We start from the raw sequence: 19,339 nt of genomic DNA on the forward strand, positions 1-19,339 counted from the left end.
GGACTCCGTATGGTTCTAAATTAGAAAGGGCTACGATTATACACAATGCCCTTGAGGCCGTCTGAAAAAACGGAGTATGATTCAGTCAGACCTAAGGAGAAAAATCATGGATCTGCACAATATCCGCGAAGATTACAGCAAACGCGAGCTTTCTGAAGCCGAGTGCCATGCCAACCCGATTGTCCAATTCGAGCAATGGCTGAACGAAGCGATTCACGCCGAAGTCAACGAGCCGACTGCGGTCAACGTTGCCGCCGTAGGCGAAGACGGCAGACCCAACAGCCGCATGGTGCTGCTGAAAGAAGTCAACCCCAAAGGCTTTGTTTTCTTTACCAATTACCACAGCCGCAAAGGCCGCTCCTATACGGCACACCCTTTTGCCGCCATGACTTTTTTCTGGCCGGAACTCGAGCGCCAAGTGCGCATTGAAGGACGCATCGAAAAACTCGACGCCGCCGCTTCGGACGAATATTTCGAAAGCCGCCCCTACACCAGCCGTATCGGCGCATGGGCAAGCGAACAAAGCGAAGTGATTTCCAGCAAAGCCGTATTGGTGGCCAAGGCCGCGGCCGTCGGTGTCAAACACCCCCTACATGTTCCCCGCCCGCCGCATTGGGGTGGATACCTCGTTATTCCCGACCGCATCGAATTCTGGCAAGGCCGCCCCAGCCGCCTGCACGACCGCATCCAATACCGCCTGATTGACGGCAACTGGATACGCGAACGCCTTTCGCCATAATTTTCGGTTTTTCAAACAAAAATTTACTGGTTGAGTTACAATACAGCTTTTCATCAGCAGGCCGTCTGAATCTGATTTTCAGACGGCCTTTTCCCCCAACCCAACCCCTGCCGCAAATGCCGCAGAAGAACCGCTTTTTCAAGCGAGTTAGGAAAAATCATGTCCAAACAGCCTTCCAGCAAACGCCAATGGCGCGACGGCGTATCATCTACCGCCAAAAAACCTTCCAAACTGGCCAAATCCTTTGCCAATAAAAAACGTCCAGACGACGAACGCAAAACATCAGGCAAACCTTACGGCCAAAAAGTTTCAGACGGTCCCAAAGCTCAAAATACCGCCCCCAAACAACGTGCCGCCAAAGCCAAAAAACTGGTTGTCCGCAACCCAAATCAAAAAATCATGGAGCACGCCCGCGATTTGAAAGAACGCCGCAGCGACCTTTCACGCTTTGAACCCGAGCGCCTGCAAAAAGTCCTAGCCGCCTCCGGCGTCGGCTCACGTCGCGAAATGGAAGAATGGATCAGCAACGGCTGGGTAACGGTCAACGGCCGCGTAGCCCAACTGGGTGAAAAAGTCACACCCGACGACCACGTTACCGTCAAAGGCAGCATCATCAAACTCAAATGGGCAGACCGCCTGCCACGCATCATCCTCTACTACAAACAAGAAGGCGAAATCGTTTCCCGCGACGACCCGCAAGGCCGTGTCAGCATTTTCGACCGCCTGCCGCAAGCAGCCAGCAGCCGCTGGGTGGCCATCGGCCGTTTGGACATCAATACCAGCGGCCTTTTGATCCTGACCACTTCAGGTGAACTCGTTCAACGCTTTGCCCACCCTAGCTTTGAAGTCGAACGCGAATACGCCGTGCGCGTATTGGGCGAGTTGACCACCGAACAAATGCGCGTCCTGACCGAAGAAGGCGTGATGCTCGAAGACGGTCTAGCAAAAGTCGAACGTATCTACGAACAAGGCGGCGAAGGCGCAAACAAATGGTACAACGTCGTCATCAAAGAAGGCCGCAACCGCGAAGTACGCCGCATTTTTGAAAGCCAAGGTCTCACCGTTAGCCGTCTCGTCCGTGTAGGCTTCGGCCCCATCGGCCTGCCAAACCGCCTCAAACGCGGCCAGTTCTACGAACTCAATCCGGCAGAAGTCGCCAACATTATCAAATGGGCAGATATGCTGCTGCCTGGCGAACGTCGCCGGAAGAAAAGTTAATGTAAGATAAATCGGGGCTGAGACTTTTGCAAAATCGTCTCAGCCCGACAAAATCTTGCCTAAGTCATAAAAATAGTGGGTATTGAAAGGATTTTCCTTATCCAACACATTCATCGGACTGCCATGTCCGACAAATAATACAGGCATTTTTTCATCGTTGCCTCCTTAATATCTGATGAGGCGGATTGTACGGATAAATGATTAAGCAATAAATCTCAATTTATGAACAACATATTTTCCCAGTAGGAAATGATGAAATATTCTTTGGCTTTGCTGCAAAGTTAAAAATAGGTCGTCTGAAAATGGTTTCAGACGACCTTAGTTCACTTCTTGAAAGTGCTGAAGCTAAACCCATTGAGCTGTATTTTTAATCATAAGGAAAATCTTTTTATATTATTCTCCAAATCACTAAAAGTTTAGCTTTAACTGCTTGGAAAAGTGCCTTTTTCCAATGATTAGCCCTACTTTCGCTTTCAATAACAGAATCTATACTGCATTCTTCAAAATCTTTCATAGACACCCCCTTTGCTTTATAGCTTTTCATTTGCACTAAAATATCAGACAAACTTCCGACTGAATATGCAGAAAATCTATCTGCCAAATGAAATGTTTCAAAGTGAAATTTAATTTTTCCTTTCTTATCACTTGACCATCCATTTGGTGGATCAATAAGATAACGAACTGTCCCAGCACCGGGCCCATTATCAATATATTCTGCATACAACCATTGTTCATCAAAAAAACAATCTTCATCCAAATAAGGATGAATAAATTGCTCATTTTTTACTGTGGGGAAAAAATCACCTTTAAATTTTTGATTGCAGTCTTTACATATAGGAATTAAGTTATAGGGAAATACCGAAAAATGTCCATATCTTGATTTTGGTAAAAAATGGTCTATTTCTGATGGATCAGTAATTCCTCCACAAAATGGACATCTTATTTCAGGATTTTGGGCAAAAGCAAGGATCTTATCATATACATCTCCACTACGGGTATTACGTAAACAATAATTATATAATTCAACCATATGAGAATTACTCAATGTATTATGAATTAGTCCATTTGGTTCAATAGGAAGAATTGTATCAAAACTGTATAAATTATTTAATCGTGCATATTCTTCGTAATCATTCCCTATATCCAATAGATATTGTTTATTAGATAATACATCACTTCTGTATTGGGTATTTCGACTGCAGCACACGTCAATTATCTCTGAATAACTTAGGAGATCAGCAGGTAATCTTATGCGAATCACTGGCGATTCCCTCCATCTCTATCATCTCTAATCCGTACTAAAGTTTTTAATAAAATCTTCGCTTCTGTTCCCAACTGGTTACCAAATTCAGATACTATGTCATCATATGATTTTCCTGTGGCTACTATTTCAGTTAATAATTTATGAAAGCCTGATTTAATCACTTCCAAACTAAAGACTTCTCTCGTTAAAACACCAACATTTTCCCCAAATGTTTCAATATTAGGTCTATAAGGATTTGTAACTTTTCCTGTTCGCTCAATTTTCCAAACACAAGATTTCGGTATTTCCTGCAAGACGACAGGAGAATGTGTAGCAATAATGGCTACTCCATTCCGGTTATCCAATAAATCGGATAAAGCACGAACAAAAGCAGATAATAACGGTGGATGAAGATGGCTTTCAGGTTCATCAAGCAGAACCAATGTTTTTTCTTCAACTTTAGCTACTAGCTGGGTAATAATTAGTAAAACCGATGCATGTCCAGAGCTCATTCTTCCAATCGTTTTTAAAACCTTATCTTTAGAGATCTTCTCATCTATTAAATTACTTAGATGCATTTCTGCGAAATTATCATCCGACTCAAGATTATTAATAGCATTAAGCCAACGTTCCTTCTTGGCAAAAAAGCTCCTACATTCATAAAAAGATTTCCAAAAATCCTTTTCAAAATACTCTCTTGACGTTTTTAATCGTGTGTCTGATTCTTTTAACCCAATGTAAGAATAATATTTTAGATCATCATGATTTGGCACAAATGGATCAAAAATACTGAAAGATACTGCTACTAAATAGCTAAAATAATCATTGTCAATTTTTTTCTTAAAAAAATCTGAAGTATAAAATCCACCATCATCATAATCTTGTTTTGTGAATGATTTAATCATTCCGTTCAATAATGTTGTTTTTCCTACACCATTTCTAGCAATAATCGCATGAATATTGGTACTCGGTGTTGAGTTTGCGCTTACATTAAAATCTAATTCGATATTTCCCATGTTCTCTTTTTCAGGACGAATGAAAGAAAACCTAAAATCAGTTAAAGGTGATTTACCATTTAAAACTCTTCTAAATTGTTCTTTAACTGTTGTTTCTCTTATATCTCTCATTAATGAGGTTTGGAAAACAACCTCATTCTCAAATTGTTCAAATAATTTAGATTTATAAGCAACATCATTTAAATTTCCTAATATATATTCTCTTGATTCTTTTGGAAGTTTCATAATTGATTTGTAGAACTCAACATCCTCAGCTAAAGAGAAAAAATTTTCAGGTAGAGATTTGAAAGTTTTCCCCTGGCATATTTCTATGATTTTCTTATAAGTAGAAGTTTCAGATGTTTGACCTTTAAATCCAATTTTAATATTACCAATAGGATGAACACTTCCATATTCATCGATATAATTCATAAAAAACATAGTAATATAATAATAGTCATTCCAATTATCGTAAGTTAAACAGACTAAATTTCTAACATTAGAAGGAAGTCTTTCATTTCTATCTAATAATAAAAAGTTCATCATTATTCCTTGATTAATTATATTGAATTCACAACATATAATGGATATTTACCATCCAATCCTAATCACAACAATCCGCCATTGAAAGTGTAATGCCTCTTTGGGTGCAAACTGTTTGTTTCCCATAAACTTTCAAGCTCTTTGTTTTCAAATTCTCATCTACTTTCCACTTCACTTGACACAACATTTTGCCCGTGTTGCAGCGCAAAATCCAATTCTACCGTGTCTTTTCCGATTTCCTGGTATAGGACTGGATTGTCTTTAGTATCGTATCAATCAGTTTTTGTAAGACACATTGTTCAGTTGGTGTGCCTTTGAATTCAGTGAGAATATGATTTCTTTCAAACGGGATCTCTGCATCCCAAAAGCTTGGTGCAGCAAGCAGCCCGATATCCAAACTAAATAGCTTGAAGGTATTATCCTAATAGTTGAATAGGTGTAAGATTTGGCTTTTGCTACATGGCCAGATGTGCACCAAACCGCTGTCTTCTGGATAAGGTCGGTTTGCACGGTTTAGTAAGTGTCGTTTTGCACGCCTGTTTCCGCCCATTTTTTTTAGCATTTCAAGGCCTCGGTTGTCTGAAATTTGACGCCACCCTGCCTTGGTGTTATTAATAATTCCTATTCACAAACAAACAGGAATAAATATGAAAAAAGTTGGTAATAAAGTGGTCGTTGTGGGCTTGGGCGCGGTCGGTGTCAGCTATGCCTATTCCATGCTCAACCAAGCCTTGTGCGACGATATGGTTTTAATCGACATCAACCGCACGCGCGCGGAAGGCGAAGCGCGCGACTTCCGCCACGGAATGCCTTATGCCGCCTCGCCTGCGCGCATTTACGTCGGCGATTACGATGATTGTTCGGATGCGGACATCGTGTGTATTTGCGCGGGCGCGGCGCAGGCTCCCGGCGAAACCCGTCTGGACTTAATCGACAAAAACCTGCGCATCTTCCGCGACATCGTTTCGAAAGTCATGGCTTCCGGCTTTGACGGCATCTTCTTGGTTGCCTCCAATCCTGTGGACGTACTGTCTTATGCCGTCCTGCGCTTTTCAGGGCTGCCCAAAGAGCGCGTTATCGGCTCAGGCACCATCCTTGACTCCGCCCGTTTCCGCGTCTGTCTGGGCAACGAGTTCGACGTCGCGCCTTGGAGCGTCGATGCCATGATGATCGGTGAACACGGCGACAGCATCATTGCGCTTTGGAGTACCGCCAACATCGCCGGTATGTCCGTTCAGAAGATGTTGGAACAATCAGAAGACGGGCAGGCGCGTATGGACAAAATCTATAACACCGTGCGCAATGCCGCCTACGAAGTCATCACCGCCAAAGGCTCGACCAGCCACGGCATCGGCATGGGCTTGAGCCGCATCTCCAACGCCATCCTGCACAATCAAGGCGTCGTGCTGCCTGTTTCCACCCTGCTTGAAGGCGAGTTCGGACAAAACGGCGTGTATATCGGCGTACCGACCGTCGTCAACCGCCAAGGCGCGGTCCGCATCATCGACCTGCAACTTTCAGACGACGAAGCCGAACGCTTTGCCCGCTCGGCGGAGCTGTTGAAAAGCTATCAACGCAAAGTCGATGAATTGGTCGGGTAAATAGAATTGCCTCTAAGTAAAACGTCGTCTGAAAACTGGAAATTCGGTTTTCAGACGACGTTTTCCGTTCATAAAACTAAATCCTATTTTTCCGCTTTCAACACCCGCTGACGGCGCGTTTCGCTCAACACCATGCCCGCGCTGACGGAAACGTTCATGCTTTCGACTGTGCCAAACATCGGAATCGATACCAGCATATCGCAATGTTCGCGCGTCAGGCGGCGCATGCCTTCGCCTTCGTTGCCCATTACCCAAGCTACGCTGTCGGGCAGGTCGCAGTGGTAAAGGTCGGAGTCGCCGCCCATGTCCGTGCCAACAATCCAAATGCCGTATTCTTTCAATTCACGCAAGGTACGGGCAAGATTGGTTACGGTAATATACGGCACAGTTTCCGCTGCGCCACAGGCAACTTTGCTGACGGTCGCATTCAGGCCGGCACTTTTGTCTTTGGGCGCAATCACGGCATGCACGCCCATCGCATCGGCAGTACGCAGACACGCGCCGAGGTTGTGCGGATCGGTAATGCCGTCCAATACCAGCAAAAACGGCGGTTCGCTCAGGTTTTCCAACACATCTTCCAAGTGAACATGGTTTTTGGAAGCATCGATAAACCCGACCACGCCCTGATGACGCGCCCCTTTGCTGATGGCATTCAGGCGGTCGGCATCGGCAAAATGCACGCGTACGTTTTCAGAGGCCGCTTTATCCAATACATCGCGGGTGCGTGCATCGGATTTGCCCTCTTGGATATAGAGTTCGGTAATCGATTTCGGGTTTTGCCACAAACGGGCATTGACGGCGTGAAAGCCATAGATGAGTCGTTGGTTTGCCATGTTTTTGCTTTATCAAAAAATTCAGACGGCCATTATAACAAGTAAGGCCGTCTGAAAATTTTTTATTTCATCAAATAACCGAGTATACCCGAAGTACCGACCCCGATTAATACCGTTACCAACATCGAAAACCGGCTGGCTGCCAATACCGTCAAAGCAATGGCTATCAGCTCATGCGGTTTGTCCGACACAAAATAAGGCGCAATCACGGAAATCAACACGCAGCCCGGCGCAGCCTCCATGACCACTTGCGCGCGACGGCTCAACGTACGGTTGCGCAATGCAAAAAAGCCGATTAATCGGGTTGAATAGGTAACGGCCAACATGCTTAAAAACAGCAAAAACGATTGCAGCGACAACAAATCCTTCATTTTTGCTCTCCCCACACATACGCCGCCAACAAACCCGATAACGTTCCGGCCGGAACATACCATGCGCCATCCACGGTCAAATAGGTTGTGCACGCCACAATCAGGCTGACAAACCAAGGGCGTGAAGCCGCAAAGCTCTTCCACATCCCGCGCAGCAACACCAAAAACACCGCAGGAAACGCCATGCCGAAGCCCCAAGCCGCTACATCGCCGAACATTGGGCCGACTGCTGCACCAAATGCTGCAAAACCAATCCACGTTACATACAAAATAAAGCACACACCGGCATAAAACGGCATATTGAACGCTGGCAAACCTGCCGCCTTACGCTTTTGAATTTCAGCAAATGCCATTGCCCAGCTTTCATCACACATAAAAAACAGCGCGGGCATTGCCTTTTTCAGCGGCATATCCCTCATATACGGCGCAATCGCCGCACCCATCAGAATATGGCGCGAATTAATCATAAACGTTACCGTTGCAATCAGCAGAATCGGCAAAGGATTTGCCCACAAATTGACTGCGGCAAATTCCGAACCTCCGGCAAAGTTCATACCCGTCATCAGCAGCATTTCCAGCCAGCTCATGCCTTTCTGCCCACCCTGCATGCCCAAAATCAGCGCCCACGGCAACAAGCCGATCAGCATGGGGGAACATTCTTTGATACCGCGCAGAAATTCCGATTGAGGAGAAGCAGTGTGATTCATTTTGATTGAAACGGTTTATTAAAAAGAAGCGACGTATTATAAAGCAGGCCGTCTGAACAAGGGTATAATACGGAAAAATTAGATTTATTTACGGAAACCAATATGACCCACACCGTCCATCTGCAGTTTGAAGAAATTGACAATACCGTGTTGCAACGCCTGTGCGGCGCGCTCGACAGCAATCTCGAAGCCTTAGGCAAAGCCCTTGATATCCAAATCAGCCGCCGCTTCGAACATTTCACCTTCATGGGCGAACTGGCACACGCTGGCCGCCGTGCCTTGCTGTCGCTCGCCGAAGCCGCAGAAAAAGGCGACTTGGACGACAACGCCATCAGCCTCGCAGCCGTTGAAGCAAAAACCGCAGATGAAAAACACGAAGAAAAACACCACGACCAACAATACTATTTCCGCACCAAACGCGGCAGCATCGGCGGCCGTACCCCGCGCCAAAATGGCTATATCCGTGCCTTGCTCAACCACGATGTCGTGTTCGGCTTAGGCCCTGCCGGTACGGGTAAGACCTATCTTGCCGTTGCCGCAGCAGTCGATGCCATGGAAAAACATCAAATCGAACGCATCGTTTTGGTTCGCCCCGCAGTCGAAGCAGGCGAAAAATTAGGCTTCCTGCCGGGCGATTTGGCGCAAAAAGTCGATCCCTACCTGCGACCGCTTTACGATGCACTGTATGATTTGATGGGTTTCGACCGCGTCACCAAACTGATGGAAAAAGGTTTGATTGAAATTGCGCCGCTGGCCTATATGCGCGGCCGCACCTTAAATGGCGCGTATGTCATTTTGGACGAAGCGCAAAACACCACGCCCGAACAAATGAAAATGTTCCTGACCCGTATCGGCTTTGGTGCCAAAGCAGTCATTACCGGCGACATCAGCCAGATCGACCTGCCACGCAACATCAAATCCGGCTTGAAAGATGCACGCGAAAAACTGCGCGATGTAGAAGGCCTGTATTTCCACACCTTCACCAGCGAAGACGTCGTCCGCCATCCTTTGGTACAGAAAATCGTCGAAGCCTATGAAGCAGCAGAAGAACAAGCTGAAAAGAAAAGTGGCGAATAATCTTTTCAAACACTCAAGGCCGTCTGAAAATCAAACTTCAGACGGCCTTCTTACATCATTTGCCACATAATACTGCTATAATCCGAAAACCAAGTAAAACAACGACTTCAAAAGGAAAAATATGACCCTCAAGCCACCCGTTCGAATCGCCGTTACCGGCGCGGCAGGCCAAATCGCCTACGCCACCCTCTTCCGTATCGCCGGCGGCATCATGCTCGGACGCGACCAACCCGTTATCCTGCAGCTGCTCGACTTGCCGCAGGCGCAACAGGCTTTGCGCGGTGTGATTATGGAAATGCAGGATTGCGCCTTCCCGCTCCTTGCCGACATCTTCGCCACAGACGACCCCGAAGTCGCCTTCAAAGATGCCGACATCGCCCTCTTGATTGGTGCACGTCCGCGCACGCAAGGCATGGAACGTGCCGACTTGTTGCATGCCAATGGCGAAATTTTCAAAGTACAAGGCGAGGCGTTGAACAAAGTTGCCCATCGCAACGTTAAAGTCCTCGTCGTCGGCAATCCGGCCAATACCAACGCCTACATCGCCATGAAATCCGCACCCGACATCCCGCCGGAAAATTTCACCGCCCTGATGCGTCTTGACCATCACCGCGCCGTCAGCCAAATTGCCGAAAAAATCAACCGCCCGATTACTTCCATCGAGCAAATGTGCGTCTGGGGCAACCACAGCCCGACCATGTATGCCGACTACCGCTACGCCACCAGCAACGGCGAGTCCGTCCAAGACATGATTACCGAACCCGACTGGAACACCGAAGTCTTCATGCCAAAAATCGCCGGACGCGGTGCAGCCATTATCGCCGCACGCGGTTCATCATCCGCAGCTTCCGCCGCCAATGCCGCCATCTACCACCTGCGCGACTGGTTGCTCGGCAGCAGCGGTAAATGGATAACCATGGGCGTTCCATCCGACAGCTCTTACGGCATTCCCGAAGGTTTGATTTTCGGCTTCCCCGTCATTTGTGACGAAGGCAGCTACCGCATCGTCCAAGGCTTAGATTTGTCGGACGAATTTAGCCAAAAACGTATTGCCGCCACGCTGGCCGAATTGGAAGAAGAACGTTCAGCCATCCAGGATCTACTCTAAAACAAAGGCCGTCTGAAAACCAAATTTCAGACGGCCTAAATAATTAAATGCCCATTCTACAATCATTTTTAAAAGCTAGAATGGCACTCTTTGTCCTTGCTTATCTTTAATATGCCATTGACCTGACGGTGTACAACCGCCACCACTACCGCCGACAGCATAATGATCACAATTCGGATCAAGATGTTTTCCTTGAGAATATGAGCCATTTGTCAAACCATCCCCATCAAATGAACTGCATGCGCCGGTGAAAACTACGCAAAACAGAATTAAAAATTTCTTCAACATTCACATCACCTTTTTTTCAAACATTGCAGCCTGGATAAAGTTCCCACGCTATCGATATGAGCCACACTATGTGAGCAAAAAACAATCCTTCCTTGCTCACGGTTGTATTATCCAAAATTCCCGCTGCCATCACTCAAAGAAAAACCACTGCTAGAAACTCGAAATAAGCACCTTGCAAGATTAAAAACATAAAAAAATTATCAAAATAATTTTATATACATGTGACAAAACTTTTGCAACTTTGTTTCTTATGGTTTTGCTTCTTTATAAAGCGCTCGTTCTCATAATATGAAAATTATCCAATACCTTTTCTGCGTTTAAAAAAGGCCGTCTGAAAACCAAATTTCAGACGGCCTTTACTGTGCAGCTTTATTCCGCTACATCAATGCACAAATATTTCAATTCCAAATATTCATCCGCGCCATATTTGCTGCCTTCGCGTCCCAGACCGCTGCGTTTCACGCCGCCAAAAGGTGCCGCTTCATTGCTGATTAAGCCCGTATTGATACCGACCATACCGTATTCCAAAGCTTCGCCGACGCGCCATTGGCGGGCGGTGTCGGAAGTGAAGAGGTAGGCCGCCAAACCGTATTCCGTATCGTTGGCGGCCGCGATGACTTCGGCTTCGGTTTCAAAACGGAACACCGGACACAAAGGCCCGAAGGTTTCCTCGCGAGCTACCGCCATTTGTGCCGTAACACCACTTAAAACAGTCGGCTCAAAAAACGTTCCGCCCAACGCGCTACGTTTGCCGCCGGTCAGGCAACTTGCGCCTTTAGCCAATGCGTCGGCGATGTGCTCCTCGACTTTTTCGACCGCTTTTTCCTCAATCAACGGCCCTTGGTTTACGCCATCTTCCAAGCCGTTGCCCAATTTGAGCGCGGCTACTTTTTCACTTAATTTGCGGCAAAATTCGTCGTAAATGCCGGATTGAGCGTAAACGCGGTTGGTGCAGACGCAGGTCTGTCCGCTGTTGCGGAACTTGCTCGCCAGCGCGCCTTCGACGGCTTTGTCCAAATCGGCATCGTCAAACACGATAAACGGCGCGTTGCCGCCCAGTTCCAAACTGAGTTTTTTAATGTCTGCCGCGCTGTCGGCAAAAATTTTCGCGCCGACTTCGGTCGAACCGGTAAAACTAATTTTGCGCACGGTCGGGTTCGTGGCAAATTCATGGCTGATTTCCGAAGCGCGACCGCTGACGACGGGAAGCAAATCGTGTGGCACGCCAGCTTCGTAAGCCAGTAGCGCCAGCGCATACGCGCTCAGTGGCGTGAGCGACGCGGGCTTGACTATCATCGCGCAACCCACCGCCAAAGCAGGTGCGGCCTTACGTGCAATCATCGCAGACGGGAAGTTCCAAGGCGTAATCGCGGCTGTAACGCCGACGGGCTGTTTCAACACGACCATTTTTTGCGACGTTTTCACGCTTGTCAGCACATCGCCGTCAATCCGCCGCGCTTCTTCAGCAAACCAGCGCACAAACGAAGCCGCATAATCAATTTCACCACGCGCCTCAGTCAGGCTTTTGCCCTGCTCCATCGTCATGATACGCGCCAGTTCTTCTTTGTTTTCTTTAATCAAAAAATACCAGCGCCACAACACATCGGCCCGCTCCAACGCAGTTTTTGCCGCCCATAATTTTTGTGCCGTCTCTGCCTTTTGAATCAAAAGCTTCAGGTCGTCTGAATCAGTCTTACGGACAAAACCCAAAGCCTCACCTGTTGCAGGGTTATCAACTTTAATGGCATCTGGAATCGGAGAAAAGGAAATATCGGGATGATTGAGCAAACGGGCAAAATCTTTCATAAGAAACTAGCTTTCTAAAATCTGGAATATGTGTTCATTATCATATTCATACCATGAAAGCGCAACTAATTCGAAAAATAAACCAACAGCAAAGGCCGCCTGAATATCTTACAGACAGCCTTTGCTTTAACGACATTATATCCATCTTAATAATGAATGAAATACGATGATTAATACTCTACCTCAAAAGGATAAGACACATGTATTACAACAATTTGCTATAATACAAAACTCATCTCAACCCTCATCCAAAATTCCATTTTCAGACGGCCTTTGTCTGTTTATAAGGCCGTCTGAAATGTTTTCCGTCCATCCTCTTCTGCTGAACCATGATTCCATCTGATTTCATTGACGAGCTTTTGTCCAAAGTCGATATTGTCGATATTATCGACGAGCAGGTTCCGCTGAAGAAAGGCGGGGCGAACTATATGGCCTGCTGTCCATTTCACAAGGAAAAGACGCCTTCGTTTTCGGTCAGCCCGACCAAGCAGTTTTACCATTGCTTCAGTTGCGGGGCTCATGGTTCGGCGATTGGTTTTGTGATGGAACATCAGGGGCTGTCGTTTCCGGAGGCGGTGCAGTTTTTGGCTGATCGCGTCGGTATGACGGTGCCTAAAGTTCGCGGGCAGGAAGACAATCCCGAAATCCGTGCCGAACGTAAAAAAAAGCAACAAACTTTGGAAGAAACGACGGCAGCGGCAGCAGATTTTTATGCGCAACAGTTGAAATTCAATCCGGCAGCAAAGGCTTATTTGGACAAACGCGGCTTGAGTGCGGAAGTCATCGCGCATTATGGTTTGGGCTATGCGCCTGACGGTTGGCAACCTTTGGCACAAGTGTTCCAACCCTATCCGAATACTGCGTTGGTAGATACGGGCATGGTCATTGATAACGAAGGCAAACATTACGACCGCTTTCGCCATCGGATTATGTTCCCTATCCGTAATCCGCGTGGGCAGGTTATCGGATTTGGCGGTCGCGTATTGGACGACTCCAAACCCAAATACCTGAACTCGCCCGATACGCCTTTGTTTGACAAAGGGAAAAACCTTTACGGGCTATATGAAGGGCGTGCTGCCGTAAAAGAGGCTGGACGAATTTTGGTAGTCGAAGGCTACATGGACGTGGTCGCATTGGCGCAGTTCGGCGTCGGCTACGGCGTAGCGGCTTTGGGTACGGCAACCACGGCGGAACACGTCAAAATCCTGATGCGTCAGGCAGACAGTATTTATTTTTGTTTTGATGGCGACAGCGCGGGGCGTAAAGCGGCTTGGCGCGCGCTGGAAAATGCGTTGCCGCAATTAAAAGACGATAAATCGCTGCATTTTCTATTCCTGCCTGAAGAACACGACCCAGACAGCTACATCCGCGCCTACGGCAAGACGCAATTTGAAGATGCCTTGTTAAACCAAAGCAAGCCCCTATCGGAATACTTTTGGGAACATCTTTCAGACGGCCTCAACCTCAATACGCAAGAAGGCAAAGCAGAATTGGTCAAAACCAGTTCTCCGCTCTTGGCTCAGATTACCGCGCCGGCATTGGGCTATCTTCTGAAACAAAAACTCAGCGAGCTCGTAGGCATTGACCCGGACAACCTCGCCCAATTACTCGGACAAGAAGCGCCAAAACGGCACGTCAAACAAAAAAGTTACAAACTGCCGCCTATTTCTGTCAAACAGCCAACCATGCTGACGCTGGTTCAAAGACAGATACGCAGCCTCTTGATAAATCCGGCTTGGGCTTCATATATAGACCTGCCCGATTATCTTGCTTTAAGCGGCGATTTTGCCTGCCTTGCCAATTTGGCCGAAACCATCAAGCATCACGATACAACTCCTGCAACTGCACAAGTGCTTGAATATATGCGCGGTTCACCCTATGAGGAAACCGTCAATCAAATCTTTTTATCGACCCTTCACTCTGAAGAAATGGAAGGGGATAACGAAGAAGATTGCGAAAGTTTCCAAATCGGCATGAAAAAGTTGTTAAATGAATTAAAATACAGTCAAATCGAAACTTTAAAGCAAAAAAGTATTCAAACTGGTTTGACCGAAAATGAAAAAAGACTTTTGCTGTCGCTTTTGACGGCAAAGCAAAACTAACCCCTCAGGCCGTCTGAACAATCTAAACACACGCTGCGAAACATGACACGCAGAACACTCCATCTGTAATATTTTCAGACGGCCTCAGAGTATTAAAGTGAAATCTGATTTCACAACAAAAAGCTCTGCTCCGCCTTCAGGTACGGCCACATCACCGTAAACCGTCGGCATCCTATCAACCTAGAGAGCAATCCATGTCTAAAAACCAAAACTACGAAGAATACCAAGACCAAGACGACAACCGTCCCTTGAGTATCGAAGAGCAGCGCGCGCGTCTGCGCCAACTCATTATCATGGGTAAAGAACGCGGCTACATCACTTATTCTGAAATTAACGATGCCCTGCCCGACGATATGTCCGACGCCGAGCAAATCGACAACATCGTCAGCATGATTTCCGGCTTGGGTATCCAAGTAACCGAACAAGCCCCCGATGCTGAAGACATCCTCTTGAGCGACAACGCCGCCGCTATGACTGACGACGATGCCGTTGAAGAAGCCGAAGCAGCACTCTCCAGCGCAGACTCAGAATTCGGCCGTACAACCGACCCTGTGCGCATGTATATGCGTGAAATGGGGCAAGTCGATCTGTTAACGCGTGAAGACGAAATCATCATCGCCAAAAAAATCGAAAATGCACTGAAAAACATGGTGCAGGCAATCTCCGCCTGCCCAGGTTCGATTGCCGAAATTCTGGCGTTGATCGAGCAAGTCCGCAACGACGAAATCCGTGTGGATGAAGTGGTTGAAGCGATCATCGACCCTAATGAAGTCTTATTGAACGAATTAGGCTTGGGTCATTTGGAAAATGCCAAACCTGATGACGAAGAAGGCGAAACCGATAGCGATGATGAAGATGGCGACGAGGAAGATGAAGACGACTCCGGCGGCGACTCTGAAGCCATATCCGCTGCCCATTTGGCCGAACTGAAACAAAAAGTTTTAGAACACTTCGCCTTTATCGAGAGCGAATACGGCAAAATGATCAAACAGTTAGAAAAACACGGCAGCCAACACGCCAACTACCTGAAACACCGAGATGCCATTGCCAACAAACTGTTAGAAGTCCGTTTTGCCACACGTCAAATCGAAAACCTGAGCAGCAGCCTGCGCAGCCGCGTTGAAAACATCCGCAAACTCGAACGCGAAATCCGTGACATCTGTATCGACCGCGTCCGTATGGAGCGCGACTACTTCATCAAAAACTTCCTGCCTGCCATTACCGATTTGGAATGGGTAGAAGAAGAAGTAGCCAAAGGCCGTGTATGGGCAAACGCGTTGGATCGTTTCCGCCACGCCATCCTCGAAAAACAAACAGAGTTGGCAAACATGGAAGCTGAAACCCGCATTTCCATCGAAGAGTTGAAAGAAATCAACAAAAACATGGTGTTGAGCGAAAAAGAAACCTCAGCCGCCAAACAGGAAATGATTCAGGCCAACTTGCGTTTGGTTATTTCCATTGCCAAAAAATACACCAACCGCGGCTTACAGTTCCTTGATTTGATTCAAGAAGGCAATATCGGTCTGATGAAAGCGGTGGACAAATTCGAATACCGTCGCGGCTACAAGTTCTCGACTTACGCCACATGGTGGATCCGCCAAGCGATTACCCGTTCCATCGCCGACCAAGCGCGTACGATCCGTATTCCGGTTCACATGATTGAAACCATCAACAAAATGAACCGTATCTCGCGCCAATACCTGCAAGAAACCGGTGAAGAACCTGATTCCGCCAAACTGGCCGAGCTGATGGAAATGCCGGAAGACAAAATCCGCAAAATCATGAAAATCGCCAAAGAGCCGATTTCCATGGAAACACCGATTGGCGATGACGACGATTCGCACTTGGGCGACTTCATCGAGGATGCCAACAACATTGCGCCGGCAGAAGCTGCGATGTACACCAGCCTGCACGAAGTAACCAAAGAAATCCTCGAAAGCCTGACCCCGCGCGAAGCCAAAGTGTTGCGCATGCGTTTCGGTATCGATATGAATACCGACCACACGCTCGAAGAAGTCGGCAAACAATTTGACGTAACCCGTGAACGTATCCGTCAAATCGAAGCCAAAGCCCTGCGCAAGCTGCGCCACCCTACCCGCAGCGACCGTCTCCGCAGCTTCCTCGACAGCGAAGAAAACAAATCATAAAAGCAAACCGCAGGTTGAAAGACCTGCGGTTTTTTTTGAAATACGAAGGCCGTCTGAAAACCAAATCTCAAAAGATTTAATCGTTTCAGACGGCCTTAAACTAATTTTGATAATTTATTCAGCCTCAGTGGTTTTCTTTTTCGGACGACGGCGGCGACGTTTGGGTTTGCCATCAGTTGATCCACTTTGTTTCTGACGTTTGTGATCATTAGCCGCAGTCATTTGCTGGCGTGCTTCCTCATCGGCATGTTGGAAAGTTGTCCACCAAGAAGCCATCTCTTTATCAACCTCGCCAACCTCGCTACGCAAAATCAGGAAATCATAAGCAGCTCGGAAACGGGCTTGTGATAGCAGACGATATGGGCGTGCGCCGCGCATATTGTCGAATTGCGGCTGAAATTGCCAAATTTCACGCATGGTTGCAGAAAATCGTTGCGGTACGCCCCAACCTTTCTCTACCGTATCGCGCATGGTGTTCATCGCATCCATCAACGCAGGGACAGGTTTTTGACCATGGCTTTGATTGCGTTGCCAAATGGCGTTTAGTGTCGGCCACAATACCGCCGCCAATACAAAACCGACGGAAACGGACTTATCCGCACGAAGGCGCTCATCGGTATTTTTCAAGGCCAACATAATCATACGTTTGTCGGCTGCTTCAGCCGTTTTCAAGGCATCTAAAAGCGGATGGATGCCTTTGGGAATACCCAACTCGTTCAACCGTTTCAAACAGGCACGAGAATAACCGGAAAACAGGATTTTCAAAATTTCATCAAATAGACGGGCCACAGGCTCATTTTTCAGACGGCCTGCATATTCAGCAATCGGCAAAGCCGTTTGCTCTTCCACTTCAAAACCCAATTTACCCGACAAACGGACGGCGCGAAGAATACGGACAGGATCTTCCTGATAGCGTTCGGCAGGATCGCCTATCATCACCAATTTTTTATCGGCAACATCAGCCACGCCCTGATGGAAGTCCCAAATCTCCTCTTTAATCGGGTCGTAATACAGCGCATTGCAAGTAAAGTCGCGACGCATGGCATCTTCTTCAATGCTGCCGTAAGTATTGTCCTTCATAATGCGGCCTTGCGCATTTTGCTGAACCTTATCGCCACCGCGGAACGTCGTGACTTCAATGGTTTCAGGACCGATCATCACATGAACGATTTGGAAGCGGCGGCCGATAATGCGGCTGCGGCGGAATACTTTGCGGATTTGCTCCGGCGTGGCATCGGTTGCAATATCAAAGTCTTTGGGCTCGACCCCGAGCAGCAAATCCCGAACAGCACCGCCCACAACATAAGCCTGAAAACCGGCTTCATGCAGGCGTTTGGCAATTTTCTCAGCGGCAAAGCTCAACATATCCGCATGGATACCGTGTTGCTCAAGCGGAATAATCTCCTTTTCGGGCAACGACTTGACGTGTTTTTTAGGCAACACCTTATGCAGCCATTTTTTTAACATAAGCAGCTCTTTTCACAATAAAAAGGCCGTCTGAAACTTGTCTGGCTTAAGCCTTTGCACAATATTCTGCCGCAGAAGGGGCAAAACATTGAGCAAAGGCTTCAGACGGCCTAAAAAAGACGTGCCATTATACCTTATGGAAGTTCGATTAATTAGCGTATTGGCAAAAAATATCGGCTATAATGACAGCCTGACAACGATTCAGGCAGAACATCATGTACCACTACAAATCCGAAGCTACCCAATTCCTCGACAAACTCATGGAAGACAATCCCGAAATGGAAGCGCAACGCCTCGAAAACCGCCATTTGCTGTGGGATGTTACCCTCAACCCGACAGAGCAGGCCGAGTTTGAAGCGGCCAAAGTCAACAAAAAACCCTACACCTACTATCAAGACTAACCCGTATCGGCATGACGACCAACACGCATAATACCGATCCGGCATTACAACATTACCTCAACAGCATCGGTCAATCCGAACATCCCGTTTTGACCGCATTGCGTAGGCGTACCCAATCACATCGTCTGGGGAAGATGGCCATCGCCCAAGAACAGGCAGCCATGTTGGTATGGTTGGCCAAGTTATTGAATGCTAAAAAATATTTGGAAGTTGGCGTCTTTACCGGTTACAGCAGCACTGCCATGGCGCTCGCCCTACCCGAAGATGGCAAAATCACGGCTTGCGACATCAATGTAACCTTTACCGATATTGCCCGCGAAACATGGCAGGCAGCAGGCATAGCGCATAAAATCTCGCTTCATCTGCAGCCGGCTTTGCTGACTTTGGACGATTTGATTGCTCAAGGCGAATCGGAAAGCTACGACTTGGCACTTATCGATGCCGACAAACCGCCTACGCCGAAATATTTCGAACGCTGTTTGCAACTGGTACGGAGTGGCGGCGTGATTGCCATCGACAATATCTTGCTGGGTGGGCGTGTCATGAATGAAGCTACCGAAAACGATCCGCCCAGCTTGGATATCCTGCGCCATTTCAACCAAAATCTGCCACACGATACACGTATTATTCCCATTACCCTGCCTATCGGCGACGGTTTGACACTGCTACTAAAAAAATAAAACGACACAATCC

Annotated in this window: 17 protein-coding genes and 1 pseudogene; 9 read left to right on the forward strand and 9 right to left on the reverse strand. The window is 47.4% G+C overall.

Annotated features, from left to right (window positions below; all coding sequences use genetic code 11):
- Window positions 1–106: 106 nt before the first annotated feature.
- Window positions 107–739 carry a pyridoxamine 5'-phosphate oxidase gene (gene pdxH / locus ACTHTK_RS01155; RefSeq protein ID WP_440378242.1) on the forward strand — a complete coding sequence of 211 codons (633 nt, stop codon included), beginning with the start codon at window positions 107–109 and terminating at the stop codon, window positions 737–739.
- Window positions 740–898: 159 nt separating this feature from the next.
- Window positions 899–1,957 carry a pseudouridine synthase gene (locus tag ACTHTK_RS01160; RefSeq protein ID WP_440378243.1) on the forward strand — a complete coding sequence of 353 codons (1,059 nt, stop codon included), beginning with the start codon at window positions 899–901 and terminating at the stop codon, window positions 1,955–1,957.
- Window positions 1,958–2,038: 81 nt separating this feature from the next.
- Here the strand turns inward: ACTHTK_RS01160 and ACTHTK_RS01165 are convergent.
- The 3 genes and pseudogenes from ACTHTK_RS01165 to ACTHTK_RS01175 form a co-directional block, all read right to left on the reverse strand.
- Window positions 2,039–2,104, reverse strand: a pseudogene (locus tag ACTHTK_RS01165) (dioxygenase); the annotation flags it as partial.
- 241 nt (window positions 2,105–2,345) lie between these two features.
- Window positions 2,346–3,218, reverse strand: a complete 873-nt coding sequence (locus ACTHTK_RS01170) for an HNH endonuclease (protein ID WP_440378244.1) — start codon at window positions 3,216–3,218, stop codon at window positions 2,346–2,348.
- Window positions 3,215–4,738: an AAA family ATPase gene (locus ACTHTK_RS01175; RefSeq protein ID WP_440378245.1), complete on the reverse strand. Its 1,524-nt coding sequence runs from the start codon at window positions 4,736–4,738 to the stop codon at window positions 3,215–3,217. Before ACTHTK_RS01175 ends, ACTHTK_RS01170 begins: the two co-directional genes overlap by 4 nt.
- 647 nt (window positions 4,739–5,385) lie before the next feature.
- On the opposite strand from ACTHTK_RS01175, the gene ACTHTK_RS01180 reads away from it, so the two are divergent.
- A complete protein-coding gene (locus ACTHTK_RS01180; protein WP_440378246.1) occupies window positions 5,386–6,339 on the forward strand; it encodes an L-lactate dehydrogenase in 954 nt (317 codons plus the stop codon).
- Window positions 6,340–6,422: 83 nt separating this feature from the next.
- Here the strand turns inward: ACTHTK_RS01180 and rlmB are convergent, their stop codons facing one another.
- The 3 genes from rlmB to ACTHTK_RS01195 all read right to left on the reverse strand — a co-directional run bounded on the left by rlmB (window position 6,423) and on the right by ACTHTK_RS01195 (window position 8,250).
- Window positions 6,423–7,172 (reverse strand): 23S rRNA (guanosine(2251)-2'-O)-methyltransferase RlmB, encoded by a 750-nt coding sequence (gene rlmB / locus ACTHTK_RS01185; protein WP_049322071.1) that lies wholly within the window; start codon window positions 7,170–7,172, stop codon window positions 6,423–6,425.
- Window positions 7,173–7,234: 62 nt separating this feature from the next.
- Window positions 7,235–7,543 (reverse strand): AzlD family protein, encoded by a 309-nt coding sequence (locus ACTHTK_RS01190; protein WP_003680717.1) that lies wholly within the window; start codon window positions 7,541–7,543, stop codon window positions 7,235–7,237.
- Window positions 7,540–8,250, reverse strand: a complete 711-nt coding sequence (locus tag ACTHTK_RS01195; protein ID WP_440378247.1) for an AzlC family ABC transporter permease — start codon at window positions 8,248–8,250, stop codon at window positions 7,540–7,542. The genes ACTHTK_RS01190 and ACTHTK_RS01195 overlap by 4 nt, the downstream gene beginning before the upstream one ends.
- A gap of 102 nt (window positions 8,251–8,352) precedes the next feature.
- On the opposite strand from ACTHTK_RS01195, the gene ACTHTK_RS01200 reads away from it, so the two are divergent.
- Window positions 8,353–9,327 carry a PhoH family protein gene (locus ACTHTK_RS01200; protein WP_070590856.1) on the forward strand — a complete coding sequence of 325 codons (975 nt, stop codon included), beginning with the start codon at window positions 8,353–8,355 and terminating at the stop codon, window positions 9,325–9,327.
- A gap of 121 nt (window positions 9,328–9,448) precedes the next feature.
- Window positions 9,449–10,435 carry a malate dehydrogenase gene (locus tag ACTHTK_RS01205; protein WP_107723325.1) on the forward strand — a complete coding sequence of 329 codons (987 nt, stop codon included), beginning with the start codon at window positions 9,449–9,451 and terminating at the stop codon, window positions 10,433–10,435.
- Window positions 10,436–10,510: 75 nt separating this feature from the next.
- Here the strand turns inward: ACTHTK_RS01205 and ACTHTK_RS01210 are convergent, their stop codons facing one another.
- Both ACTHTK_RS01210 and ACTHTK_RS01215 read right to left on the reverse strand, forming a co-directional pair.
- A complete protein-coding gene (locus ACTHTK_RS01210) occupies window positions 10,511–10,723 on the reverse strand; it encodes a hypothetical protein (protein ID WP_159068465.1) in 213 nt (70 codons plus the stop codon).
- A 369-nt stretch (window positions 10,724–11,092) separates the two neighbouring features.
- A complete protein-coding gene (locus ACTHTK_RS01215) occupies window positions 11,093–12,529 on the reverse strand; it encodes an NAD-dependent succinate-semialdehyde dehydrogenase (RefSeq protein ID WP_107723326.1) in 1,437 nt (478 codons plus the stop codon).
- A 329-nt stretch (window positions 12,530–12,858) separates the two neighbouring features.
- On the opposite strand from ACTHTK_RS01215, the gene dnaG reads away from it, so the two are divergent.
- Together dnaG and rpoD are read left to right on the forward strand one after the other, a co-directional pair.
- A complete protein-coding gene (gene dnaG, locus ACTHTK_RS01220; RefSeq protein ID WP_107723327.1) occupies window positions 12,859–14,631 on the forward strand; it encodes a DNA primase in 1,773 nt (590 codons plus the stop codon).
- A gap of 194 nt (window positions 14,632–14,825) precedes the next feature.
- Complete coding sequence (rpoD, locus tag ACTHTK_RS01225) at window positions 14,826–16,778, forward strand: RNA polymerase sigma factor RpoD (RefSeq protein WP_107723328.1); 1,953 nt, start codon at window positions 14,826–14,828, stop codon at window positions 16,776–16,778.
- 114 nt (window positions 16,779–16,892) lie between these two features.
- Here the strand turns inward: rpoD and ACTHTK_RS01230 are convergent, their stop codons facing one another.
- Entirely contained in the window at window positions 16,893–18,245 is a 1,353-nt protein-coding gene (locus ACTHTK_RS01230) for a polynucleotide adenylyltransferase PcnB (RefSeq protein ID WP_107723329.1), read from the reverse strand.
- 215 nt (window positions 18,246–18,460) lie between these two features.
- Between ACTHTK_RS01230 and ACTHTK_RS01235 the strand changes: the two genes are divergently transcribed.
- The gene (locus ACTHTK_RS01235) at window positions 18,461–18,646 is read left to right on the forward strand and encodes a DUF3460 family protein (protein ID WP_003680728.1); all 186 of its coding nucleotides are present in this window, start codon (window positions 18,461–18,463) and stop codon (window positions 18,644–18,646) included.
- Between the two features lie 11 nt (window positions 18,647–18,657).
- The gene (locus tag ACTHTK_RS01240; protein ID WP_107723330.1) at window positions 18,658–19,326 is read left to right on the forward strand and encodes a class I SAM-dependent methyltransferase; all 669 of its coding nucleotides are present in this window, start codon (window positions 18,658–18,660) and stop codon (window positions 19,324–19,326) included.
- Window positions 19,327–19,339 lie beyond the last annotated feature (13 nt).

Origin of the sequence: Neisseria sp. P0006.S009, from assembly GCF_051962915.1 — a bacterium.
GTDB lineage: Bacteria > Pseudomonadota > Gammaproteobacteria > Burkholderiales > Neisseriaceae > Neisseria > Neisseria subflava_E.